19 protein-coding genes are annotated in these 22,708 nt (G+C 44.1%); 11 read left to right on the plus strand and 8 right to left on the minus strand.

The window, feature by feature from the left end; translation table 11 throughout:
• The first annotated feature begins 168 nt into the window (after window positions 1-168).
• Window positions 169-450 (plus strand): type B 50S ribosomal protein L31, encoded by a 282-nt coding sequence (locus H4W00_RS03855; protein WP_209956316.1) that lies wholly within the window; start codon window positions 169-171, stop codon window positions 448-450.
• Window positions 451-583: 133 nt separating this feature from the next.
• Here H4W00_RS03855 and H4W00_RS03860 read toward each other — a convergent pair whose 3' ends face one another.
• From H4W00_RS03860 to H4W00_RS03875, 4 genes are all read right to left on the minus strand, one after another.
• Window positions 584-1,429, minus strand: coding sequence for an SGNH/GDSL hydrolase family protein (locus tag H4W00_RS03860; RefSeq protein ID WP_209956317.1), 846 nt, complete (start codon window positions 1,427-1,429; stop codon window positions 584-586).
• Window positions 1,423-2,820 carry a nicotinate phosphoribosyltransferase gene (locus H4W00_RS03865; RefSeq protein ID WP_209956318.1) on the minus strand — a complete coding sequence of 466 codons (1,398 nt, stop codon included), beginning with the start codon at window positions 2,818-2,820 and terminating at the stop codon, window positions 1,423-1,425. The genes H4W00_RS03860 and H4W00_RS03865 overlap by 7 nt, the downstream gene beginning before the upstream one ends.
• A 172-nt stretch (window positions 2,821-2,992) precedes the next feature.
• Window positions 2,993-4,081: a bifunctional nicotinamide-nucleotide adenylyltransferase/Nudix hydroxylase gene (locus tag H4W00_RS03870; protein ID WP_209956319.1), complete on the minus strand. Its 1,089-nt coding sequence runs from the start codon at window positions 4,079-4,081 to the stop codon at window positions 2,993-2,995.
• Window positions 4,082-4,345: 264 nt separating this feature from the next.
• Window positions 4,346-5,305: an alpha/beta fold hydrolase gene (locus H4W00_RS03875; protein WP_209956320.1), complete on the minus strand. Its 960-nt coding sequence runs from the start codon at window positions 5,303-5,305 to the stop codon at window positions 4,346-4,348.
• 535 nt (window positions 5,306-5,840) lie between these two features.
• On the opposite strand from H4W00_RS03875, the gene nfuA reads away from it, so the two are divergent.
• Window positions 5,841-6,515, plus strand: coding sequence for a Fe-S biogenesis protein NfuA (gene nfuA, locus H4W00_RS03880; protein WP_209956321.1), 675 nt, complete (start codon window positions 5,841-5,843; stop codon window positions 6,513-6,515).
• A gap of 311 nt (window positions 6,516-6,826) precedes the next feature.
• Window positions 6,827-8,149: an O-acetylhomoserine aminocarboxypropyltransferase/cysteine synthase family protein gene (locus tag H4W00_RS03885; protein WP_209956322.1), complete on the plus strand. Its 1,323-nt coding sequence runs from the start codon at window positions 6,827-6,829 to the stop codon at window positions 8,147-8,149.
• A 266-nt stretch (window positions 8,150-8,415) separates the two neighbouring features.
• On the opposite strand, the gene H4W00_RS03890 is transcribed toward H4W00_RS03885, so the two are convergent.
• Both H4W00_RS03890 and rsmI read right to left on the minus strand, forming a co-directional pair.
• Window positions 8,416-9,438, minus strand: coding sequence for an adenosine kinase (locus tag H4W00_RS03890; RefSeq protein WP_209956323.1), 1,023 nt, complete (start codon window positions 9,436-9,438; stop codon window positions 8,416-8,418).
• Window positions 9,439-9,646: 208 nt separating this feature from the next.
• The gene (gene rsmI / locus H4W00_RS03895; protein ID WP_209956324.1) at window positions 9,647-10,657 is read right to left on the minus strand and encodes a 16S rRNA (cytidine(1402)-2'-O)-methyltransferase; all 1,011 of its coding nucleotides are present in this window, start codon (window positions 10,655-10,657) and stop codon (window positions 9,647-9,649) included.
• Between the two features lie 160 nt (window positions 10,658-10,817).
• Here rsmI and H4W00_RS03900 point away from each other — a divergent pair, with 160 nt between their 5' ends.
• The 8 genes from H4W00_RS03900 (at window position 10,818) to hisC (ending at window position 19,239) form a co-directional block, all read left to right on the plus strand.
• Window positions 10,818-11,465: a YraN family protein gene (locus tag H4W00_RS03900; protein ID WP_209956325.1), complete on the plus strand. Its 648-nt coding sequence runs from the start codon at window positions 10,818-10,820 to the stop codon at window positions 11,463-11,465.
• Between the two features lie 271 nt (window positions 11,466-11,736).
• Window positions 11,737-12,492, plus strand: a complete 756-nt coding sequence (locus tag H4W00_RS03905; protein ID WP_334684862.1) for a BON domain-containing protein — start codon at window positions 11,737-11,739, stop codon at window positions 12,490-12,492.
• A 370-nt stretch (window positions 12,493-12,862) separates the two neighbouring features.
• Window positions 12,863-13,882 carry an alpha/beta hydrolase gene (locus H4W00_RS03910; protein ID WP_209956327.1) on the plus strand — a complete coding sequence of 340 codons (1,020 nt, stop codon included), beginning with the start codon at window positions 12,863-12,865 and terminating at the stop codon, window positions 13,880-13,882.
• Between the two features lie 153 nt (window positions 13,883-14,035).
• Window positions 14,036-14,287, plus strand: a complete 252-nt coding sequence (locus H4W00_RS03915) for a BolA family protein (RefSeq protein ID WP_334684863.1) — start codon at window positions 14,036-14,038, stop codon at window positions 14,285-14,287.
• A 72-nt stretch (window positions 14,288-14,359) separates the two neighbouring features.
• Window positions 14,360-15,628 carry a UDP-N-acetylglucosamine 1-carboxyvinyltransferase gene (gene murA, locus H4W00_RS03920; protein ID WP_209956328.1) on the plus strand — a complete coding sequence of 423 codons (1,269 nt, stop codon included), beginning with the start codon at window positions 14,360-14,362 and terminating at the stop codon, window positions 15,626-15,628.
• Window positions 15,629-15,757: 129 nt separating this feature from the next.
• Window positions 15,758-16,468 (plus strand): ATP phosphoribosyltransferase, encoded by a 711-nt coding sequence (gene hisG, locus H4W00_RS03925; protein ID WP_209956329.1) that lies wholly within the window; start codon window positions 15,758-15,760, stop codon window positions 16,466-16,468.
• Window positions 16,469-16,746: 278 nt separating this feature from the next.
• Window positions 16,747-18,042 (plus strand): histidinol dehydrogenase, encoded by a 1,296-nt coding sequence (gene hisD / locus H4W00_RS03930; protein ID WP_209956330.1) that lies wholly within the window; start codon window positions 16,747-16,749, stop codon window positions 18,040-18,042.
• A 63-nt stretch (window positions 18,043-18,105) separates the two neighbouring features.
• Window positions 18,106-19,239, plus strand: coding sequence for a histidinol-phosphate transaminase (hisC, locus tag H4W00_RS03935; protein WP_209956331.1), 1,134 nt, complete (start codon window positions 18,106-18,108; stop codon window positions 19,237-19,239).
• A 211-nt stretch (window positions 19,240-19,450) separates the two neighbouring features.
• On the opposite strand, the gene H4W00_RS03940 is transcribed toward hisC, so the two are convergent.
• Together H4W00_RS03940 and H4W00_RS03945 are read right to left on the minus strand one after the other, a co-directional pair.
• Window positions 19,451-21,277: an anthranilate synthase component I family protein gene (locus H4W00_RS03940; protein WP_209956332.1), complete on the minus strand. Its 1,827-nt coding sequence runs from the start codon at window positions 21,275-21,277 to the stop codon at window positions 19,451-19,453.
• A gap of 3 nt (window positions 21,278-21,280) precedes the next feature.
• Complete coding sequence (locus H4W00_RS03945; protein WP_209956333.1) at window positions 21,281-22,525, minus strand: beta-ketoacyl synthase N-terminal-like domain-containing protein; 1,245 nt, start codon at window positions 22,523-22,525, stop codon at window positions 21,281-21,283.
• Window positions 22,526-22,708: the final 183 nt, after the last annotated feature.

Here is a 22,708-nt window from a genome sequence, read left to right on the forward strand (position 1 = left end):
TTCCCGCTGGGGAAAGGCTAAGTGAGCAGAAGTGTGGTGTTGGGTGCTGGAATAAGCCAGTGACGCAGCTGCCAGACTAGTAGAGGTCCTTAGTGCCTCAGTTACGTATGTCATAGATGGACAACTAGTCCATAATATTGAGCATACATCGGACATAGAGAGTTTATTATGCGTAAAGATATCCATCCTGATTACCATGACGTTTTGTTCCATGATACTAACGCTGACGTGTTCTTTTTGACCCGTTCAACTGTTAAAACCAAAACCACTCGTGAATACGAAGGGTCAGAATATCCATATTACCCACTTGATATTTCAAGTGCGTCGCATCCCTTCTATACCGGCGAGCAACGTAAAACGTCTACCGAAGGCCGTGTGGCTAGCTTTAACAAGCGCTTTGGTGCATTTGGCGGCCGCAGTAAGAAAGTTGACACTGACTCTGCTGAATAAGATTCACGTATTATGTGACCTTACTTTGCCGATGCATTGTTATATAATAAACATTATAAAAAAACCGCTGACGATTCAGCGGTTTTTTTTGCGACATTATTTTTGGTAATTAAATTCTTAAGAGTTAACTCTATCAATAATCTTTAGAGGTTGGATTTAGTAACTGAGTAATTAATACCGCTAATTGTTGCGCCCAATAGCCGTACATTAGGCTGCTAGGATGAAAACCGTCACTGGCAAACATCACTGCGATATCAATAGGGCTACCATTAGAATGCTCCTCTAGCATCCGTGCAAAGTCAGTAGCCATGTAGGTTACGCCATCATGATCAGCACAAACTTGTTGTAATATCTTATCCAGTCTATTCGCTTTTGCCCCCATAAAACCATTTAGCGGGGCAGGTAGTGCAGGCATCTGCGCCATTTGTGGTAATCTTGAAAAAATTAATGTACGCACACCAAATTTGCGTTTCGCAATAGCAATAATATCCTCAAGCCGCTGTTGCCATTCATGCGCTGAAACATTAGCTGTGGTGTCGTTGGTGCCAACGCTTATCACCATTACATCTAGAGGCTGACTGGGTCTGGATAGTATATACAGACGACGCAGAATATCGAAACTAGTATGTCCTGTCGTTGCTTGTACCGACCAAGTAAGCGCATTAAATTGAGCACCAAATACTTTATTGACTAACGCTTGCTGCTGTAGAGCTAGTATCAGTTTACCCGCCAATGCCTGTTGCTGGGTCTGACTGCCGACACCAGCTGCTGAGGAATCACCAACAATGATAATGTTAAGTGTTTGCCGATTATCGCTGCTATTGTCGATAGATGCGTCTAATTTTACTCGACCATAGCGTACACCTTTAGGTTCAGGTAGCCGTAAAGTATTACGTCTAACCTTGCGACCTTGGTACAGATATATAGGCGCAAAAAGTAAGTCTTTTGCGTTGGCTTTTATTTTAGTAGCGGCTACCATCCAGCGCGCTCCCTAATAGTAGTGAGACTGTCTTCCACTAATAGTTTGCCATCGACATAAACGTCACGCAGCAGGTTGTCAGTACTGGCAGACAGGTCTTCTGCTTTGATGGTTTTCAACCGTCCATCACTGTCTTTTATCAACGCCAAGCGACCTTTTTTAGAGCGTTTAGCGTGGCTGGTTACCGGATCTTTGTAGATATCTTTCCATGTGCCATTGATAGAAATAGCACTGGCTTTCATTGCCCAGCTCATAGTGTCGCGATTGACCTGTTGTAACAGGCCGCCTCCCATGCCAAAAGTGATATTGTCAGCGCTAAAACCAGCCTTCATGACTACATCAAGAATTTTGCTCAAGCTGTGTGGACCGATGCCATCACCTTGGATAATACGCACATAATCAGGAAGGACTTTATAACCTTTACTATTAAGAGTGGTACCAAATTTCAACGCTAAGCGCGCTAATGCTTCACGTACTACTTTAGTCGGCTCCCCACTGTCTGGTCTAATGACTAAGGTGCCGCCCATATTCTTAACCTCTTCTTTTAAGGTGTCACCCCATATGTTATCGATGGCGTTCCATAAGTCGTAGCTATCAGAAACCACCGAAAAAGTTTTGCCTTCACCACCAAACTGTTCAATCATATTAGCAAATGCAGCAACTTCGCCTTCAGGTCCCCATGCGGTCATAGTACTGTGCTCAGCCGCAGGAATTGAGAACGCTGGCATGTCATCGCCCATTTGATACCAACGACTGGCAGCAACCAAAGCAGTCATAGAATCCGTACCCGCAAAGTTAACCAAATGTGCCAAGCTACCAATCGCTACTGATTCATGACTCGAGGCCCCACGAGAACCAAAATCATGCAGACGAAATATCAGTGATTCTGTATTGTCGGCAGACTTATCTAACGCGCTCCGAATGATGCTTTTGCAATAACGCGACACACTAGCCACGGTGCAAGGATACCAAATCGCGCGTAGTAGCGCGGTTTCAATGTAACTGGGTAACCAATAAAACTCTGGATCGGTATTCACTATTTGGCAAACCACATTGGATACTGGTGCAATAGTGCCCTCAGGAATTGCTTCAATGCGTAGTGGAAGATAACCACCATGCTTATCGACTAAGCGTTCCCAATCTACACGGTTAAAAGTCAAACCATGCGCATGAATAATCTTTTCAGCCTCATCAATATCTTGATGGGTAATGGGCGTGCTTAGGTATTCCTTAATAAAGGCTTGTAGCCCAAAAAAAACCACATCATAATCGCCGCCGCGTGCTTCAACATAGCTAGACAGGTACTCGCTACCAGCAGGATATTGTACCCAATGTGAGGTCTTATAGCTGTCGCTATTAAGAATGAGGTTATTAAGATTACTGGTGTACATCTCAGAACTCCTCTGCAGTTGTCGGTCTATACTATTTATTGAAAGGGGCGTTTTATTGAAAGGGGCGTTGATATGAGTTATCGACATGAGTTATCGATATGGGCATCGACATAAAACGCTGGTAACAAGCTGTACTAAACTTTTTTGAGCGAAAGGCTAGTAAAAAAGCGCCTTACAATCCTACCATTTTAGTGATAATGGCGTAGTGATCTTCAAACATCATCTTGGCATCGAGCTCAGCCAGCGGCAACCAAAATGCCTTAGCAGCATCATCACCACCTTTCACTTTGGGCAGCCCTTTGATATCGTTTTTTAGCTGAAAATAAAATGCTTGGGTAATAGTACGACCACGCGCTGAACGATAGGGATCATCGAAGGTATGTTGACTATGACATGAGCCACGCAGTGCTGGTTCAGGGACTTTCAACAGAGTTTCTTCACGTAGCTCGCGGACGCAGGCATCAAATAAGGTCTCTTTTGGATTAATAAATCCACCTGGCAACGCCCATAGCCCGCGACCTGGCATAGCACGGCGCTCCACTAATAATATATGCCCTGACTGCACCACTAGGGCGTCGACGGTCATAAAGGTCGGAGGGTAAGGGGCAGACTCCCAGCGTTTTTTATATTTATCAATAAAGCCCGCTTCTTCATGTAGAAGCTGGTAGCTGTCTGTTTGTTTGAAGTCATTTAAGACCTTGCGTGTTGATTCAGGGGTGCGCTCGTGGGTTGGTATGGCACCCATCAAGTAGCTGTCACGAATAGGGGTAGCTGATAAGTTATGATAATTAGGTACTGAAACCGATGCCCAGCTAGGAAATAATGACAAATAATATGACGAGCTGTCTTTTGAATGCCCAATGAGGCCAATATCGGTTTGCAAGTCACCGGTGACAGATTTCACGCCAGCCTGAACGTATTTTAGCCAGCGCGTGTCATTGTATAGTGCATCATCGAGCGCCACGCAGTGAATACGAGCGGCATCAGCTGCTGAATATGCGCCCTTAATCATCGCTGAGCGCTCAGCTACTGTAAATGGGTTACGCAAGCTACGTGGTAGATTGGCTGACCCAATCAGCATAATGACGTGACCAGCGCGTTTTAGTGCTTCGTCAATAACTGCTTTGTGGCCACTATGGAACGGCTGAAAACGACCGATAAATACTAGATAATGGTAATGTTTAGGATCGTTTGGCCTTTCTGGAATAACTGAACTTTCTATTGTATCTACTATTAGATCTGGTTTTGGTAACACACTCATAAACGCCAACTCCCTGTGACAGGTTTATTAATTATTTATTTGTCTATAGTTTTTCAATGGCGCTAATACTGACACAGCACGTAACTTGATGACAAGTATAAAGATGTTTTGTAAGGTTCAACTGCCAATTAGTATTGAGACATAGCAAGGTATTACCTACGATTATCGTCGCTATAAAAATAATAAGGATGACAACGTAGGTTATTAAAATACTAATAGCTGCCCACATTTAGAATGATAGCTTGCCACAAAGCTGACAAATCGTTATTTGGCGTGCCGTTCAATCCATGCCACAACTGTGGGCCAAATTTCTGTCGCAGCGTTGCGACTGGCCATTATGCGGCTATGGGTGTAATCATCCAAATCACCGTTGCTGGTTGAGAATTCACGGAATACGTTAGTAGGGTTGTTAAAGTCATTTAAAAGTAGCTGACAGCCACTAGATGGGGCAATAAAATTATCGCCTTTGGCACTGATAGCATAAATAGGTGTGGTAATTTTGGGCAGATATTGTCGATAGTCAAAGCTGCTGTTACAACCAGTATCTTTATAGTTTATATTTTGACGGTCGCCGTCTTGCTTAGTAAAACTACTTTTAAAATTTTTGGTTAGATTCCAATCATACCACTGGCTCATGGTATGGTAACTTTCATTAACGCTACCTAAGTTAAGTTTTTTTGCGGGTAAGTGGCCTAGTAGCCGCGTCATTGATTTCAAAAATAAAATTTTAGCATAGCTCTTGCGGTTCAATACTGCGCCATAAGCTTGGCAGGCAAACATACTAATGCTGTTTATTTTATCCATATATTGTGAGTCTTGGGTCAAATTGTTTTGGATCAAAAACATAGTTAAACAAAGGCCACCGCCACTATGGGTGACGCAATGCAGATTATCCAGTTTTAAGTCATCAAATAAATAACCAAAAGTGGCATCGAGATCATAAATAGCCACGGTCTCGAAGTTGAATTTATGCTTTGGTATCGGGCTATTACCGTGCCCACGCCATTCCATGATATAGCAAGTATGGCCAAGCTTAGCCAGATATTTTGCCATTCCCAAGCAGACTCTTTTGTCCGAAAATGTACCGTGGGTCAACAATATATTCTGACCTTTAACCATAGGACTATTAGCCGCAGGACTGTCTTTTATACTATCAAATACTTTCCAAATAGCAATCTGTTCATCGTCTTTAGTGTCCACCAAATTTAGGCATTCTTTAATCATAATACGGACTCAATCATAAAAGTGTTGTCGTTCAAATTAGAGTATTTGCTCGATTGCTATCGATTTAATAGAGCAGACCTTCTTATTATAAAAATGAGCAGCAGACGGCATTGACGTATTGTAATCATAGGTCAAAACTAGGGGCTAGGCTCTTGCTAGGTTCACGCTATGTCTCATTTATCTCTAATAAACCTTGCACTTGATAATTAATGCAGCAGCCTTAATATAGTCACTAGCAGACCTGTTGTTCAGGATAGCGTGTTTATACAAGGGATGCTTATATTTTGAATAGGGTCATAAAAAAAACCAAACTTATCAATAAGTAGAAGTTATATTTAAATCACAGTAGCACGGTCGGAATTATCGTCTAAGTACGGTATAATGGACGACATAACTTGTTAGTTATCTCGGCTAGACTAAGACCACAAACCGCGATAATTGACAACCTGCATAATAATTTATATATTTCCCCGAATACACGACACAGTAGCCCCTATTAGGTGTGTCATTTGTGTCATAAAGCATAGGAATGATTATGAGTGAAAATAAACCAACTGATACCGCCCCTGCGGATTATGAATCAGCACTAGATACTGAGCAAACCGAGACCAAAAATAGCATTACTATTACCGAAGCGGCACAAGGCTACTTAGCTGACCTATTATCCAAGCAAGATACTGATGGTATTGGGGTGCGTATCTTTGTTGAGCACCCTGGCACGCCGCGCGCTGAATGCTGTATGGCATACAATCAGCCGGGCGAAGAAGACAGCGCTGATCTAAAATTTAGCTACGAAGATTTTTCAGCCTTTATCGATGCCGCTTCAGTACCGTATTTAGAAGATGCGGTGATTGATTATAATAAAGACCGCTTCGGTGGGCAGTTGACCTTCCGTGCCCCAAACTCTAAAGTACCCAAAGTTGGTGCAGATGCTAGTGTGGAAGAGCGGATTAACTACATTTTACAATCAGAGATTAACCCAGGTTTAGCCGCGCATGGTGGTGACGTACAACTGCTTGAGCTGATTGAAGAAGACGGCATTGGTCTCACTGCAGTCTTAAAATTCGGTGGTGGTTGCCAAGGGTGTTCAGCAGTTGATATGACGTTGCGTCAAGGTGTTGAAGTACAACTTAAGCAGCAAATACCAGAATTAACACAAGTAATTGATGAGACTGACCACACTCGTACTGAAAATGCTTATTACAAATAACCGCTAAATAAAAATAGAAGGGTTTTGAAAAAAACTGGTCACTATTACTATCTATAAGCGCTAGTTATTGAACGCATAAAAGTTTGCTATTCTTTTACCAAGAAGCTGAGTTATGATTAACTCAGCTTTTTTTATAGCTGTAGTGAAATCACTATGATCTGGTTATGGTGTCAGACTTGCTTAGGGTAACTATAGTACTTAGGGTACTGCCTGCTCCCATCTTCCTAATATCAGTGTTATATTTGACTCACTATACCGTTTAGGCGCTAGCTTTTTAGAGATAACTTTTCATTAATGCTAAGGAATATGTTATGAGTGATGGACAATCAGATACTAATACAGACAATAGCCCAAAAAATACCCACCACCTAGAAACACTGGCAATTCATGCTGGCTACACTGTTGAGCCGACCACTAAAGCGGTGGCTGTGCCGATATATCACACCAGTTCGTATGCGTTTGATGACACTCAGCATGGTGCGGATTTATTTGATCTAAAAGTCGCAGGCAATATCTATACGCGCATCATGAATCCAACCAATGCAGTGTTAGAGGAACGTGTTGCCGCGCTTGAAGGCGGAATAGGTGGGTTGGCAGTGGCATCAGGAATGGCTGCCATCACCTATGCCGTACAGACTATTTGTGAAATGGGCGACAATATTGTGACCACCTCAACGTTATATGGTGGTACTTATAATTTATTTGCTCATGCCTTACCGCGCCAAGGTATCGAAGTACGCTTCTTTGATCATACCAATCCTGAGTCTATCCGCGATTTAATCGATGATAAGACCAAGATGATTTTTGCAGAAAGTATCGGTAATCCGTTGGGTAATATTGTTGATATCCAAACGCTAAGTGATATTGCTCATGAATACGGTGTGCCCGTAGTCATTGATAATACGGTTGCCACGCCAGCACTCTGCCGTCCGTTTGAATTTGGTGCTGATATTGTCGTGCATTCATTGACTAAGTATATGAGCGGTACTGGCACTTCCATTGGCGGTGCGATTGTTGACAGTGGTACCTTCCCTTGGGGTGATTATCCTGAGCGCTTCCCGCTACTTAATACCCCTGATGCCAGCTATCATGGCGTAAACTTCGTCAAAGACGTGGGCGCTGCTGCATTCATTGCTCGTGCTCGCGTTGCGCCTCTGCGCAATACTGGTGCAGCGTTAAGTCCGCTAAATGCCTTTAGTATCATGCAAGGCATGGAGACCTTAAGCTTACGGATGGAGCGTCATGTCCAGAACGCGCAGGCCGTTGCTGAATATCTGCGCGACCATGACAAAGTAGCTTGGGTGAAATATGCCGGTTTACCAGATCATCCTGATCACGAGCTGGCCCAGCGTTATATGAAAGGCACGCCATCGGCTATTTTGACCTTTGGGGTAAAAGGCGGTCTCGAAGCAGGGGCGCGCTTTATCGATGCCTTGCAGCTGATTACTCGCTTGGTCAATATTGGTGATGCCAAATCATTAGCTTGTCATCCAGCAACCACCACCCATCGCCAGCTGAATGAACAAGAGTTAGAAAAGGCAGGTGTTAGTACAGATATGGTACGTTTGTCTATTGGTATTGAGCATATTGAAGATATCAAAGCAGATTTGGCACAAGCCTTAGCTTCTGCGTAATTCAAAGATTTATGTATAAATAGTTAAGCGCTTTGGTTAAAAGTTGATAGTAAAAAGCCCATATCGGTTTGATATGGGCTTTTTTTATATTCAATTGCTTGCTCAAAAATTTAAACGTCAAATTAAATATAGTTAAAATACCTTAAAAACGCGACGGTACTACTGGTATAAGCTTTTTGCAGCCTCTGTCTGCGTAGGCACAGCAAGCAAGAAAAACTTATGCCAGTAGTAGGTTGTGTATCGATATTACTGTTCATTGGCTATACTTAAGCAGACAGCACGCGCTTTGCAATTTCTTGATAATCTTGCGACTCTAAACGTGGGCCAAACTGCTGAATGACTTGGGCTGAGACTTCGCTGGCAAGTCGACCACATTCTGGCAAGCTATACTGTTGTGACAACGCATATAAGAAGGCACCCGCATAGTTATCACCTGCGCCATTGGTATCAATAACACTAGCAACCGTTGGTGTCGCAATGTCGTGAATAACAATATCGTCGGTATCATTTTCAGATTTTTGGGCGATAACGGCACCCTTTGCACCATCAGTCACTACGGCAATCTGGCAATGCTCAAGTAGGGCACGCGCTGCTGCTTTGGTTTGTTTTTTATCAGTGAACAACCGAGCTTCTTCACTATTACAAAATATCACGGCTACCTTGTTGCCTAGCATATTGAGCAGACCGTCTTTAGCAAACTTAACCACTGCTGGATCAGCAAAGCTCACTGCAATTTTAGCGCCGTGAATACCCGCTTGTTGACGCAGTTGGGTCATCGCTGGCTGGATACTCTCAGACATCGCCAAATAGCCTTCTAGATAGAGCCAATCTGCCTGCGTCAACGCGTCGAAGTCGACATTGTCAGCGGTAATATCGCTTGAGGTGCCAAGGTAAGTTTGCATGGTGCGTTCGCCATCATCGGTCACCGCAACCACGCATGAGCCAGTCACGCCGCCAGCATGTATAGACTGTGCTGAGGTGGCAACACCCGCTTGATGCAAGTCTTGTAAGTAAAACTGCCCCTGTTTATCATCACCCACGCGGCAGGCATAAAATGGTTTACCGCCTAAGCTGGCAAAAGTAAACATAGCATTAGCCGCTGAGCCACCACCGGCTTGTTTGGAAGGCTCAATTTCTGCCAGGGTAAAAAAAGCCAACAGCTGCTGCTGTTCTTCAAGCTCTGCCAAGGTCATATTACCCTTAACCAGTCCAGTATCTTCTAGCGCTGCGTCTGTCAACACATACTCATGGTCAACCAACGCATTACCTATCGCCATTACATCGTACATTATATGTTTCTCCTACTTGAGTATTAGAGTGTGTCATCAATGAGCACATGAATTCATTTTATGGTCTTAACAGGGTTAAATTTAAGTTAAACCGCGTCAAACTTCTGATCAATGTATTTATGGCGAAGTATTTTGTATTGAGCGTCAATTTGTCTTATTTGAAATCTCATTAATACTACACCTCAAGAATAATAAAAATAGCGACGACCTAAGCTTGTAGCTCAAGTAACCGTTGGTAGAGTGCATTTTTCTTTACGCCAGTAATACCTGCGGCCAATGCAGCCGCCTTTTTGACTGACAAATCTTCTAATAAACGCTGCAATAGCTCATCATGAACACTAAGGTCGTTGTCATCCTGTGTAGCGTTATCGCCAGCTATTACCACCACCATCTCACCGCGCTGCTGATTGTCATCAGCTTTGACAAACTCAATTAGAGCGCTAAGCGTGCTTTTATGCACAGTCTCAAAAGTTTTGGTTAGCTCGCGACAAAAAGTGACGCCGCGCTCTGGCCCGAATACTGCGGCCATATCTTCTAGACTTTTTATAATACGATGCGGCGCTTCATAAAATATTAGGGTTTCAGGGCGCGATTTTAAATCAGTCAATTGTTTTTGGCGTCCATGAGTCTTAGCTGGCAAAAAACCAATAAAGCTAAAACGGTCTGAGGGTAGACCTGCTACCGACAACGCCGCAATCGCCGCTGAGGCACCAACAATAGGAGAGACGGCTACCCCAGCAGCATGAGCGGCTTGTACCAGCTGATAGCCAGGATCACTGACCAATGGCGTACCCGCATCACTAATTAATGCGACCGAATGACCTTGTTGAATCATCTCAATAATTTTGGGTGTTTGAACCGCGCTGTTATGTTCATGGTACGCCCATAGCTTGTTATGACCTTTGGTTTTATGGTCGGTAGTGCTGTCATCTTTATCATTAGGCTTATTTTTATCAGAATTGTTTTTATCAGAACTGGTTTTATCAGAACTGTTTTTTTCGGAATTGTGGCCAGTATTAGATCCATCGTTATCGCTGCTATCGCCTTTAGTATGAATGCCGAAATGCGCCAATAGCCTACCTGAGGTACGTGTGTCTTCACAAGCAATGATCGCCACCTGCTTTAAGGTATCGATGGCGCGCGGAGTCATATCGCTTAGATTACCAATGGGGGTTGCAACGATATACAGACAAGCTGGCATCGTAGTAGGGATAGCCATGAAAACCTCGAAGATGTGAAAAATAGATAATGCTGAGCCACTACCAACCAAACGCCACTCATACAAGTGGTCACTAATAGGTAGTAAAGGCGCAAAAGTAGCTAGTTTAGCATGATATGCTATGATAACTTTGAAATGTTAATCTAGGGTAGGCAGTGCTATGGCTAATGGTAATGCTAATAACAATGCTGACAAAAACGCCAATAAAAGTACCAATAAAAGTACTAGTAAAAGTACTCATAAAGGCAACTCTCACCGCCCGTTGGCGTTGACGTCACCGAAGCAGCGCCAAGGTAGTTATTTTGAGCGCCAGGCATGTGAGTTTCTACAAGCGCAAGGATTGTTATTAGTTGCACAAAATTGGCAGCAGCCCAAAGTGGGTGAGCTAGATCTGGTAATGGTAGAATCAGGACCGGCCTGGTCGACTTTAGTGTTTATTGAAGTGCGTCAGCGGCTGCGTTCAGGTTACGGCGATGCGGCGCTCAGCGTTACCAAAGCCAAACAACGTAAGATCATTAAAACAGCCAAATACTTTTTAAGTCAGCATCCTAAATATGCCCATTATGACTGCCGGTTTGATGTGATTGCCTATAACGTCACACGGCTTGCTAAGAATATGGATAGTGATAAAGGTCATACCACAACAATTGATAGTCATAGAGATTATTCACTTGATATTTCAGCGGATTCTAAGCAAGCAAACGGTTTAGTAGAACAACCGCTAGTAGAAGATCAACTAATAAAGGACAGCCCAATAAATAGCCAGCCGGAATGGCTGATAGGGGCATTTATGGCCAAGGCCTGGTAGTAGATAGCGATGAACCGTCCATTCAAGTAGTCAATAAAGCAGAGTAACAAGCTGCCGTTACCAAATACCTAACCGCTGATGACAAAAATTAAGTAAAGTAGCTGAAATAAAATGACTACTATTTGACTGTTATATGACTACTATAAAGTAATTTAAATAATCGAAACAACCCTGCTTTAAACCATGCTCTATGAGGTAAATAATGACAAGGATGCATTTGTTCAACGCTACTTTCAAATGGCCGCTCCGCACCACCATAGGTATTATGCTAATGACTAGTATCGTACTCACCGGTTGTACAACCAATTATCTGACTAACAGTACCACTGGTACATATGGTGTGCCGATGACTGAACGTACCATTCCGCAGCGTCTGCTGGATCGCAGTATTGAACATACCGTCAAGATTAATATTTATAGTTTACAAGAGAATTTACAGCAAAATAGCCGTATGAGTATAGATAGCTTTAATAGTGAGGTACTACTTAGTGGTGAGGTACCTACTGAGGCGTTCAAAGTGCAAATTGAAAAGGTGGTTAGGTCTATGCCAGATGTACGGCAGGTCTATAATGAACTGGAGGTTAGTGTGGCTCGAGGCTACAGCTCTACCATTCAAGATGGCTACATCACCTCAAAGCTACTGGCGAAAGTAATCGCTAATAACAACGTAAAGGCCGCGCAAATTAGAGCGGTGACTAATAATGGTGTGGTTTACATCATGGGAAGGATGACGCCCACTCAGCAAAGTCATGTGATCGATATCGCCACCGGTACGGTGGGTATCACTGAGTTGGTCCTGCTAACCACTGTCGTTAATGATAGTGGTGCGCCGATTAGTGATGAGGATATTATGTTTGAGCAGAGTTTAGCCAGTGCCGCGGCTTCACCCGCATTTGCAACGCCAATCGTTAGAAATACTAACTCGGCAAGCGCAGCGGGAAATAGCGCACCAGCCGCTGCTGGAACAGAAGATGACGAGCTTGAAGGATCCTCCAGTCCTTATATTGATTTATATCAAAATCAGTAAAATAGCCAATACAGACATGAATATAAATATGGTGGCTACGGATATCGCTAATAATAAGCACTAAGTAGCCTATATAAGCTGCTGCTTGCTGGTCGGTACTGCATTTTTATTAGGTGTTGCGTTTTATCTCATATTCTATCTTTCTATTTAAATGACGCTGACAATTAATCTAAGCAGTCGTAACCGTAAAAATACGGTAAATGCCCAAACAGCCAGTAAAATAACAGTGATCCGTTAAAATGACAGTAATAGAGAAGCTCATATGAAAATAAATAGTGCGGTAATGAAAATAAATAGTGCAGTAATGGAAATGAATAGTGCGGTCGGTATATTATTGACTGTGGACTGAAAAACAATAAGGGTACTGGACATGAAGGACTCAAATAAGCCGCTGCAAGATACTGAAATTAACGGTACTGAAATTAATAATCTAACCGCACGTGAACCTGCTCCTGCAAAGTCAAAAGTATCTAAATCGCGCAGGCTTAAGCTGGCAAGCACTGGTGTGAGCGCCATAGTAGCCATGGGCGGTATCGCTCTGGCGGCACAGCAAGCTCAAGCAATATCGGTACTAGGTGTGTTAAATGGCATCTCTCCAAGTGGCGGCGTTGGGGTAAGTAAAAATATAGCATATGGTAGCGAACCGCTACAAGATTTAGACATCTATTATCCTAAGCCGTTAACACAGGCAATGAAAGCACAGAATACCATTAGCAATAGCTATCCTATGGTAGTGTTCGTTCACGGTGGCTCATGGGAGAGCGGGACCAAAGAAGAGTATGCCTTTGTTGGACAAAGTTTTGCACAAGCGGGCTATGTTACAGCGGTGATTAATTACCGTAAAGCGCCTGAGTACGTTTATCCTGCTTATGTCAAAGATACCGCCCAAGCTATTGCTTGGAGTTATAATAATGCGGCCAGATTTTATGCCGATCCGCAGCGTTTAGCCGTAGTCGGGCACTCAGCTGGGGCGTTTAATATGATGGCAGCGGTATCTAATGAGGATTTTTTAGCCCCTTATGGTATTAGCCCTAAAGATATTAGCGCGGTAGTCGGTATCGCGGGCCCTTATAGCTATGATTTCCGCAAGTTTAGTAGCGCTACCGCCTTTCCAGCAGAGGCAACGCCCGATGAGGTCATGCCTGATAGACATATTAAAGGCTCGCAGCCTCCGTACTTATTGCTCACGGCTGAAAATGATGAAATTGTCTATGAATCCAATACCATAAAAATGACTAAAGCGTTAAAAGCGTACGGTGCGGACGTTGAAAATGGTGAAATTGAAGGTGCAAGTCACGCCACTAGCATCGGCGCGATGGCCTCGCCACTGCGCTGGGTTAATGATGTGCGCGCGCAAGTATTAACTTATTTAGATAAAGAGCTCAATTAACACCCTACCAGTATTACCAGTCACTATCAGCGACTTCAACGGGCCAAAGCTCGAACGTATATTAGTAGAGAGTACTGTAAGACAGTCAAACTCTTGTTATAATGACCCACTATTGAATTCAAAATCTATTTTAAAGACAAAACAGGATATCCTATGAGCATGAACGCTGACGATTTAATCGCATTTTTACAGCAGCATTTCCCAGAAGCTTTTATTCAAGCTGCCAACCAAGGCAATAAGTTTGATGTGCGAGTGGTTGATGTCAGCTTTGAAGGTAAACGTTCGGTTCAGCGTCAACAGGCTATTTATGCACTAGTAAACGATAAAATTGCTAGTGGCGATATTCATGCGCTTAACATTCAGGCACTAACACCAGCTGAATGGGAAATTCAATCACAAGGCTAGCTCATTGCTTGAGTGTCATAGTTATTCATTTCCACACTCCTTATTTACATTAACAGTTAGGCAGTTACTTTTATGGATCAATTTTTAATCACCGGAAGCAGTCGTATTGCTGGGGAAGTCACTATCTCGGGCGCCAAGAATGCCGCTTTGCCTTTATTGGCAGCCATGATATTGGCGGAGACACCAACGACATTGCATAATGTCCCATCATTACTAGATGTGCGAACGTTGATCGAGTTGATCGGTGGCATGGGTATCACTATCCAGAAACAAGACGATACCGTCACTTGCGACACTAAAAATATCGATAATTTCTACGCGCCGTACGACTTGGTTAAGACTATGCGCGCCTCAATTTTGGTGCTAGGCCCGCTACTCGCACGTTTTGGTGAAGCAGAAGTGTCGCTACCTGGTGGCTGCGCTATTGGCTCCCGTCCAGTTGATCAGCATCTGAAGGCTTTTGAAGCCATGGGTGCCAACATTAGTGTCGAAAACGGCTACGTGAAAGCGCAGACCCCTAAAGGCGGTAGACTACTTGGCTGTCATTTTACCTTTGATATGATCACGGTTGGTGGTACTGAAAACGTCATTATGGCCGCCGCTCTAGCAAAAGGTACAACGGTTTTGGGCAATTGTGCCCTTGAGCCAGAAGTGGTCGACTTAGCCAATATGCTAGTGGCTATGGGGGCCAAAATTAATGGTATTGGTACCGCAGTTATGACTATTGAAGGCGTCGAGCGTCTGCACGGGTGCGAATATTCAGTAGTGCCTGATCGTATTGAAACTGGCTCATATTTGGCCGGTGCACTAATGACTTGTGGTGATGTATTAACCAAAAACACTACCGCGAGCTTATTGCATCCTGTGTTAGAAAAATTTGAATCGATGGGTGCTATCATTACTACAGGTGACGATTGGATTCGCGCACAGATGACAGGACGACCAAAGCCGGTCGATATTCGTACCCAGCCGCATCCTGGTTTTCCGACAGATATGCAAGCGCAGCTGATGGCCATTTGTTGCCTCGCTGATGGCACGAGTACTATTACTGAAAATATATTTGAAAACCGTTATATGCACGTGCCAGAACTAAATCGCTTGGGCGCTTCTATCCAAGTAGATGGCAATACTGCTATCGTTAAAGGTGTTGAGCGCTTTACCGCTGCTCCTGTGATGGCGACCGATTTGCGCGCTTCCATGTCCCTAGTAATGGCCGCTGCCGCCGCTGAAGGTGAGAGCTTAATAGATCGCATTTATCATATCGATCGGGGCTATGAGGATGTGGAAAACAAGCTGCGCGCATTGGGTGTCAATATCGAGCGGATTAACACCAATAGGTAGCAGCTAACAACTCGCAACTAGACGAGTTTTACGTGAGCTAACGTTTTTCATAATGACAGATTAACAATCCCTATCTTATAGTAGACAGACTATAGAGGGTCCCCAACCGTACACGGACATGATGCCCCTATGACTGAAAAAACTGAGACTGAGCAAATCGAACACCTACCAACCAGTGTTTTAGTGAATGAAGTGAATGATGAGTTTACTGGATTGACGCTGGCCTTATCTAAAGGGCGTATTTTAGAAGAAACCATGCCACTATTAAAGGCAGCAGGCGTTGATTTACTCGAAGATCCTGAAGCGTCACGCAAACTTATCTTTCCGACTTCAAACCCTAATGTCCGTGTACTGATTTTACGGGCCAGTGATGTCCCCACTTATGTGGAACATGGTGCTGCCGACTTTGGAGTCGCTGGTAAAGACGTATTGCTTGAGCATGGTGCCAATCATGTCTATGAGTTATTAGATTTGCAAATCGCTCAATGTAAGTTAATGACTGCTGGCGTTAAAGGGGCGCCGCTACCCAATCGCCGTCTGCGCATCGCGACTAAATACGTTAATGTCGCGCGTGCTTACTTTGCCAGTCAAGGTCAGCAAGTCGATGTCATTAAGCTCTACGGCTCAATGGAACTTGCGCCACTGGTAGGTTTAGGGGATTTAATCGTCGATGTGGTCGATACCGGTAATACGCTACGTGCTAACGGTCTTGAGGCACGTGACCATATTTGCGATGTGTCCTCACGCCTCATTGTCAATCAAGTCAGTTATAAGCGCAAATTTGCGCTGCTTGAGCCAATTCTTGATAGTTTTAAAGACAGCATCGCTACCGCTTCGTAACCCTAAAGCAACTGTTATGACTGATTACGACCGCAAAAAACGCAATCATTGGTAATACAAAGCATGGTCATACGTATTTTCAAACCAGTTTAGCGCTGTAAGATAGATATTGCGTGCTAAACTGGTTTTGTGGTCTCTGCTTGCTAAAAAATAAAATATCAGCAACCTCTTAATATCATAGCAATGAATAAACAGACATGATGTGCTTTATGACTACCAATCAGCGACAGCCCCTTTATTTTTAGAACCGCATTTTAGCTCAAACATAGGATTACGTTATGCGCCAGTTAAGTACCCAAGATGTCGATTTTGAGCAGCAGTTAACAGCGCTGCTTGCTTTTGAAACGGTTAACGATGCCAACTTGTTAAAAACGGTTGATGACATCATCGCTCAGGTACGTGCTGACGGTGATGGCGTGGTATTAGCGTTAACTCAGCAATTTGATCAGCATCCAGCAACGGCTATGAGCGAGTTAGAGCTATCAAAAGAGGCGCTCGCTGAAGCTTTTTCGTCTCTTGATGATGAGGTAAGAGCGGCATTAACGACTGCTGCATCACGGGTACAAACCTTTCACGAACGTCAAGTTCAAGAAACCTGGTATTATAATGATGAACTGGGTAATCGCTTAGGTCAGAAAGTCACCGCACTTGATCGGGTGGGTATTTATGTACCGGGCGGCTTGGCTTCTTATCCCTCTTCAGTGCTGATGAATGCTATTCCTGCTAAAGTTGCTGGGGTTGCTGAAATTATCATGGTCGTGCCAGCACCAAAAGGCGTACTCAATCCACTGGTACTGGCAGCAGCACATTTGGCGCAAGTTGATCGAGTCTTTACGATTGGTGGCGCCCAAGCGGTAGCCGCATTGGCGTATGGTACCGAAACGATACCAGCAGTGGATAAAATTACTGGCCCAGGTAATAAGTATGTTGCTGCGGCCAAACGGGCAGTGTTTGGGCAAGTGGGCATTGACATGATTGCAGGTCCCTCTGAAGTGCTGGTGTATGCTGAAGGTGAGGCAGATGACCGTGCCGATTGGCTGGCGATGGATTTATTATCCCAAGCCGAGCATGATCGTATCGCCCAAGCAATTTTTGTAACTACTAGTGCAGAGCAGCTGGCAGCAGTAGCAGCAGAGATTGAAAAAGCGTTAACAGAGCTGCCAAAAGCAGACATTGCCTGTGATTCATTACAAAATCGAGGGGCGCTTATCTTGGTTAAAGACCGAGAGGAGGGCATGGCAGTCATTAATCGGATAGCACCTGAACATTTAGAGCTGTCTGTTGATGACCCTGATGCGCTGCTTGACGACATTCGTCATGCTGGCGCTATCTTTATGGGTCGTCATACGCCAGAGGCGATTGGTGATTACTGTGCAGGACCGAATCATGTGTTGCCGACCTCAGGTACTGCAAGATTTTCCTCGCCGCTTGGTGTTTATGACTTTCAAAAGAAGTCATCGATTATTTATTGCAGTGAAAGTGGTAGTAAGCCACTTGCTGAGACCGCAGATATTTTAGCGCAGCATGAAGACCTAGAAGCGCATGCGCGTTCAGCTCGCTATCGTTATCAGTAATGTATTTCAGCTAATTTCAAATTTATTTTATGATCATCTATGCGGCTAATAGTAGGATAACTTATGAGCGAACAAAAGATTGATAGTAGACTTTGGTCAACCAAAGCACGTAACTTGTCACCTTATGTACCTGGCGAACAGTCTGAGCATGATAATTTATGCAAACTAAATACTAACGAAAACCCATTTCCTCCTTCACCAAAAGTAGGTGAGGCCGTCACCGCTGTTTTGGCGCATCAAGCTGACGAGTTACGCCTGTATCCTGCGCCTGAATCTGACGATTTGCGTGCTGCATTAGCACAATTACATGGTTTAGATATCAACCAAGTATTTGTGGGTAATGGCTCGGATGAGGTTTTAGCCCTAGTATTTGCCAGTTTCTTCCTCAAAGAGCGTCCAGTGTTAGCGCCGGATATTAGCTACAGTTTTTACCCTGTCTATGCCCAAACTTTTGGGGTTGAGCTATTGCAGATTGCACTTGAGGCTGATTTTAGTATCGACCCTGATGCCTATCGTCAGCCTTGTAGCGGTATTATCATCGCCAATCCAAATGCACCAACGGGGCTATTATTATCGCTAAGCGATATTCGTAAGCTTGCTAGTGAGCATTCTAATTCGGTGATTGTCATTGATGAGGCTTATATTGATTTTGCGTACACGGATGAGGGCGGTTCAGACACTGCGGTATCAGCGGTTAGTTTGATTAACGAGTTTGATAACATCTTAGTCACACAAACCTTTTCAAAATCTCGTTCGCTTGCTGGACTGCGAGTGGGAATGGCTTTTGGTAATGTATCATTAATCGAAGCGCTGACCCGTATGAAAAATAGCTTTAATAGCTATCCATTAGATAAGTTGGCACAAGCAGGCGCCACGGCTAGTGTGTTAGATACAGCGTACTTTGAGCAAACTCTTCAGCAGGTTATAGCGTTACGCGACTCATTGACCGCTCAGCTGACCGCACTGGACTATAAGGTATTGCCATCGCATGCCAATTTCATATTTGCGCGTCCTAAGGATGGTAATGCCAGTGAAATAGCCCGTGTGTTACGTGAGCAGGGTATTATGGTGCGCCACTTTGATAGACCACGTACTCAGGAGTATTTGCGTATTACTGTTGGTACCGCCGCACAACATGAGCGTCTCATTAGTGCGCTAAAAGCACTGCAAACCCAGGACGATGCTGTTACTAATTAGCAGCTGAAAAATGTCTATCGAATACATAAAACTATCCTAGTCAATGCTGGTCAGCTAGGTCAGCCGGCACGCTACAATAGTAATCATACGTATCTGGTAGACAGTAGTTTGTTGACTTAAGATAGCGATAGGTTCAGGGTTGCGTCCATCTGCCCTGAACTGCTAGGTGGATTATATTTATAGGTCGTCTTATTTAGCTGTCTTTTCTTAACTATACTTTTTTGACCCAATTATCTTGAGTCAGTACGTTAAGTAAGTTACCTACTTTATCGAGACATTCTTGGTATTCAGCCTCACTATCAGAGGCAATAGTGATACCGCCACCTGCCCATAAATTGACTTGTCCTGTTGGGCTCGATGAAGTATCGGCCTGCAGCGTACGAATCAGGACATTCCATTGGCCGCTACCATCAAAATTCATATAACCCATCGTGCCACAATAGGCGCCCCGCGGTGCGGCTTCTAATTCAGAGATAATCTCAACCGCGCGCTTCTTGGGTGTACCCGTAATCGAGCCGGCTGGTAAACTACCGAACAATACTGCTAGCGGATGAGTGTCTTCTTTTAACTCAGCGGTAATAGTGCTAACCATATGATGGACATTACTAAAGCTCTCAATGGTGAATAGCTGTGGTACTTTTACGCTACCCGTCTTGGCGTATTTACCCAAATCATTACGTAGTAAGTCAACAATCATGACATTCTCAGCACGATCTTTATCACTATCAGTCAGTTGCTGTTTGAGTACTAAGTCCTGTTCGGCATTGATACCACGCGGTATAGTACCCTTGATCGGCTTGGTACGAATATGATGCCTACCGGTCTTAACGTCTTTGATAAAGGTGAAGAACAGCTCGGGTGAACAGCTCAATAACTCAAAGTCTAATGACGGTTGATCTGAGCGGTTGTGAATTCTTGCATGATCAGCTGCCAAATTACTATTTTCTGCTGGGCTGTGTTTCGATAGGCTGTTCTCTAAACGATTAACTCCTAAATAACCCGCAAATGGGGCTTGGGTGTTGTGGTGGAGGGCAGGTAAGTAATCAATGAGGGAGGTCACTGTTGCGTGATTACTGCTACGCGAGTTAACAAACTGGCCACCCCATGCCTGCGTCAGGTTAATCTGATAACAGTCGCCTTGCTGTAAATAGTTTTGGGTTTGCTCAAAGGCCTGCTGATAGTCGAGCTTACTCCACTGCGCGCTCAATACTAGTGGTCTAAGTGTTGATCTGATTTTGAGTGCGGCTTGATTAGCATTGTCACTGTCACTGTCACTGTCACTAGTAGACAGTGTGTTATCCAGAGTATCTAAATATGATATAAGCGCTGTTATAAACTTATTTTCTGCTGTATTTCTAAGGTCAGTATGGCCAGTTTCAACCTTTAAAATCCAACGGGTGGTGCTATTAGTAGGGTCGTTAATCGGTGTCAGGTAAAGGTCATAATGACCCATAGTGGCACAAGGTTGTGATGTTTGTTGGACCTGAGATGCAGGACTGAGCTCATGAGCCGCAATATCATAACCAATAAAGCCAATCAGACCGTGATGATAGCTGGGATTTTCATCCTGGTCGTTTATCAAATTTGCATCGCTGTTACCAATCTCATGAGCTTGGCTATAATTGATTAACTCATTTTGCCAGTCTAGGTAACTCATATAGGCTGTCGTTATAGCATTACCATCATCACGACAATTTTTAATAACTTTATAGTTAGGTATTTGATCGTTAGATCTTTGGGTAGTCATAGAAGATAAGTCAGAGGTATGGTGATTGTTGCCATGAAAATAAACAGCCCAGCTTACTTTAGGTAGTAAGCCAACCACTGACTGCCCATCATTATTTAGCCATACTAGCTGCCACTGCGCGCTAGGATCTTGAGTTGCCAAATGCTGCTGCAACAACGGTAATAGTTCTGCGGCTGACAAACCACCAAAGCCCCACTGAAGTGGGCGCTTTAGCGGGGCTTGGTCAACAGGCTGGTTGCTTTTAACGTTAGCAGGATTGATGCTGTCGTGGCGGGCTATTGGGTTCGCCATACGTTAGGCGTCGAATTTTTTGATGATTAAGGTGGCATTAGTACCACCAAAGCCGAAGCTATTGCTCATAAGAGTCTTAAGCTTAGCCGGTCGCATTTCAGTGACGATATCAAAGCCTTCGGCAGCTGAATCAAGATTTTCAATATTGATACTCGGGGCGATAAATTCTTCTTGTAGCATAAGTAAACAGTAAATCAACTCTTGAGCACCGACCGCCCCTAAGCTATGACCGGTCATTGATTTGGTTGAGCTAATAGGCGGGACCGTATTTTTAGCATCGTTGTCGGAAGCGAATACTTCAACAATAGCTTTCAGTTCGGTGATATCGCCTAATGGCGTACTGGTACCGTGGCTATTAATATAATCCACACTCTGTAAGCCAGCCTGATCTAAAGCTTGCTGCATACAACGTACCGCACCCTCGCCACTGGGGGCAACCATCTCAGCACCATCAGAGCTAGCGCCATACCCGACAATTTCGGCTAAAATATTGGCGCCGCGCGCTTGGGCATGTTCCAAGCTTTCAACCACCACCATCGCCCCACCACCGGCAATCACAAAACCGTCGCGATCTTTATCATAAGCACGTGAGGATTGTTTTGGCGTGTCATTATATTGCGTGCTCATTGCGCCCATAGCATCAAACATACAAGACTGGGTCCAGTCCTCCGCTTCACTGCCACCGGCTAACACCACGTCTGCTTTGCCCAGCTGAATCAGTTCAGCGGCGTGGCCGATACAGTGAGTTGAAGTCGCGCAAGCTGAGGAAATAGAATAGGAGACCCCTTGAATTTTGAGACCGGTCGCTAGAGCCGCAGACACTGAACTGCTCATAGTCTTTGGCACTGCCATAGCACCGACTCCGCGCAGACCTTTTTCGCGCATAGCATCTACTGCGATGACCACCCCCTCTGTTGATGCGCCACCCGATCCTGCTATAACTCCCACACGTGGGTTATTATTAATGGTTTCAAGTGCTAACCCTGCTTGCTCAATAGCGGCCAATGCGCTCACATAAGCATAAAGGCTGGCATCACTAAAAAAACGCTTCAATTTGCGATCTATACCAGAAGTGTCAAGTAACCCTTTATCAATACTACCGCTGACTTGCGATTTAAAGCCGTGCTCAGCGTAAGATTCATTAAATCTAATGCCAGACTGCCCTTGTTTTAAAGCAGTGGTGACAGTGGCTAAATCATTTCCGATACAAGAGACAATCCCTGCTCCAGTAATAACAACTCGGCGCATACCGTATTCCTTATAATAGCGATTCTTTAATGATGGCTTTGATGCCTCTTTACATTTAATGCTTATCTACATTTAATGCCTTTCTATGTTTAATGCCTTTCTATGCTTAATGTCTTTCTATATTTAATGCTTATGTATCGACGTTTGCTGTTAGGCGTTTCTCAAAGCTTAATTTCTTTACTT

Source organism: Psychrobacter sp. PL19, from assembly GCF_017875835.1.
Classification (GTDB): Bacteria; Pseudomonadota; Gammaproteobacteria; order Pseudomonadales; family Moraxellaceae; genus Psychrobacter.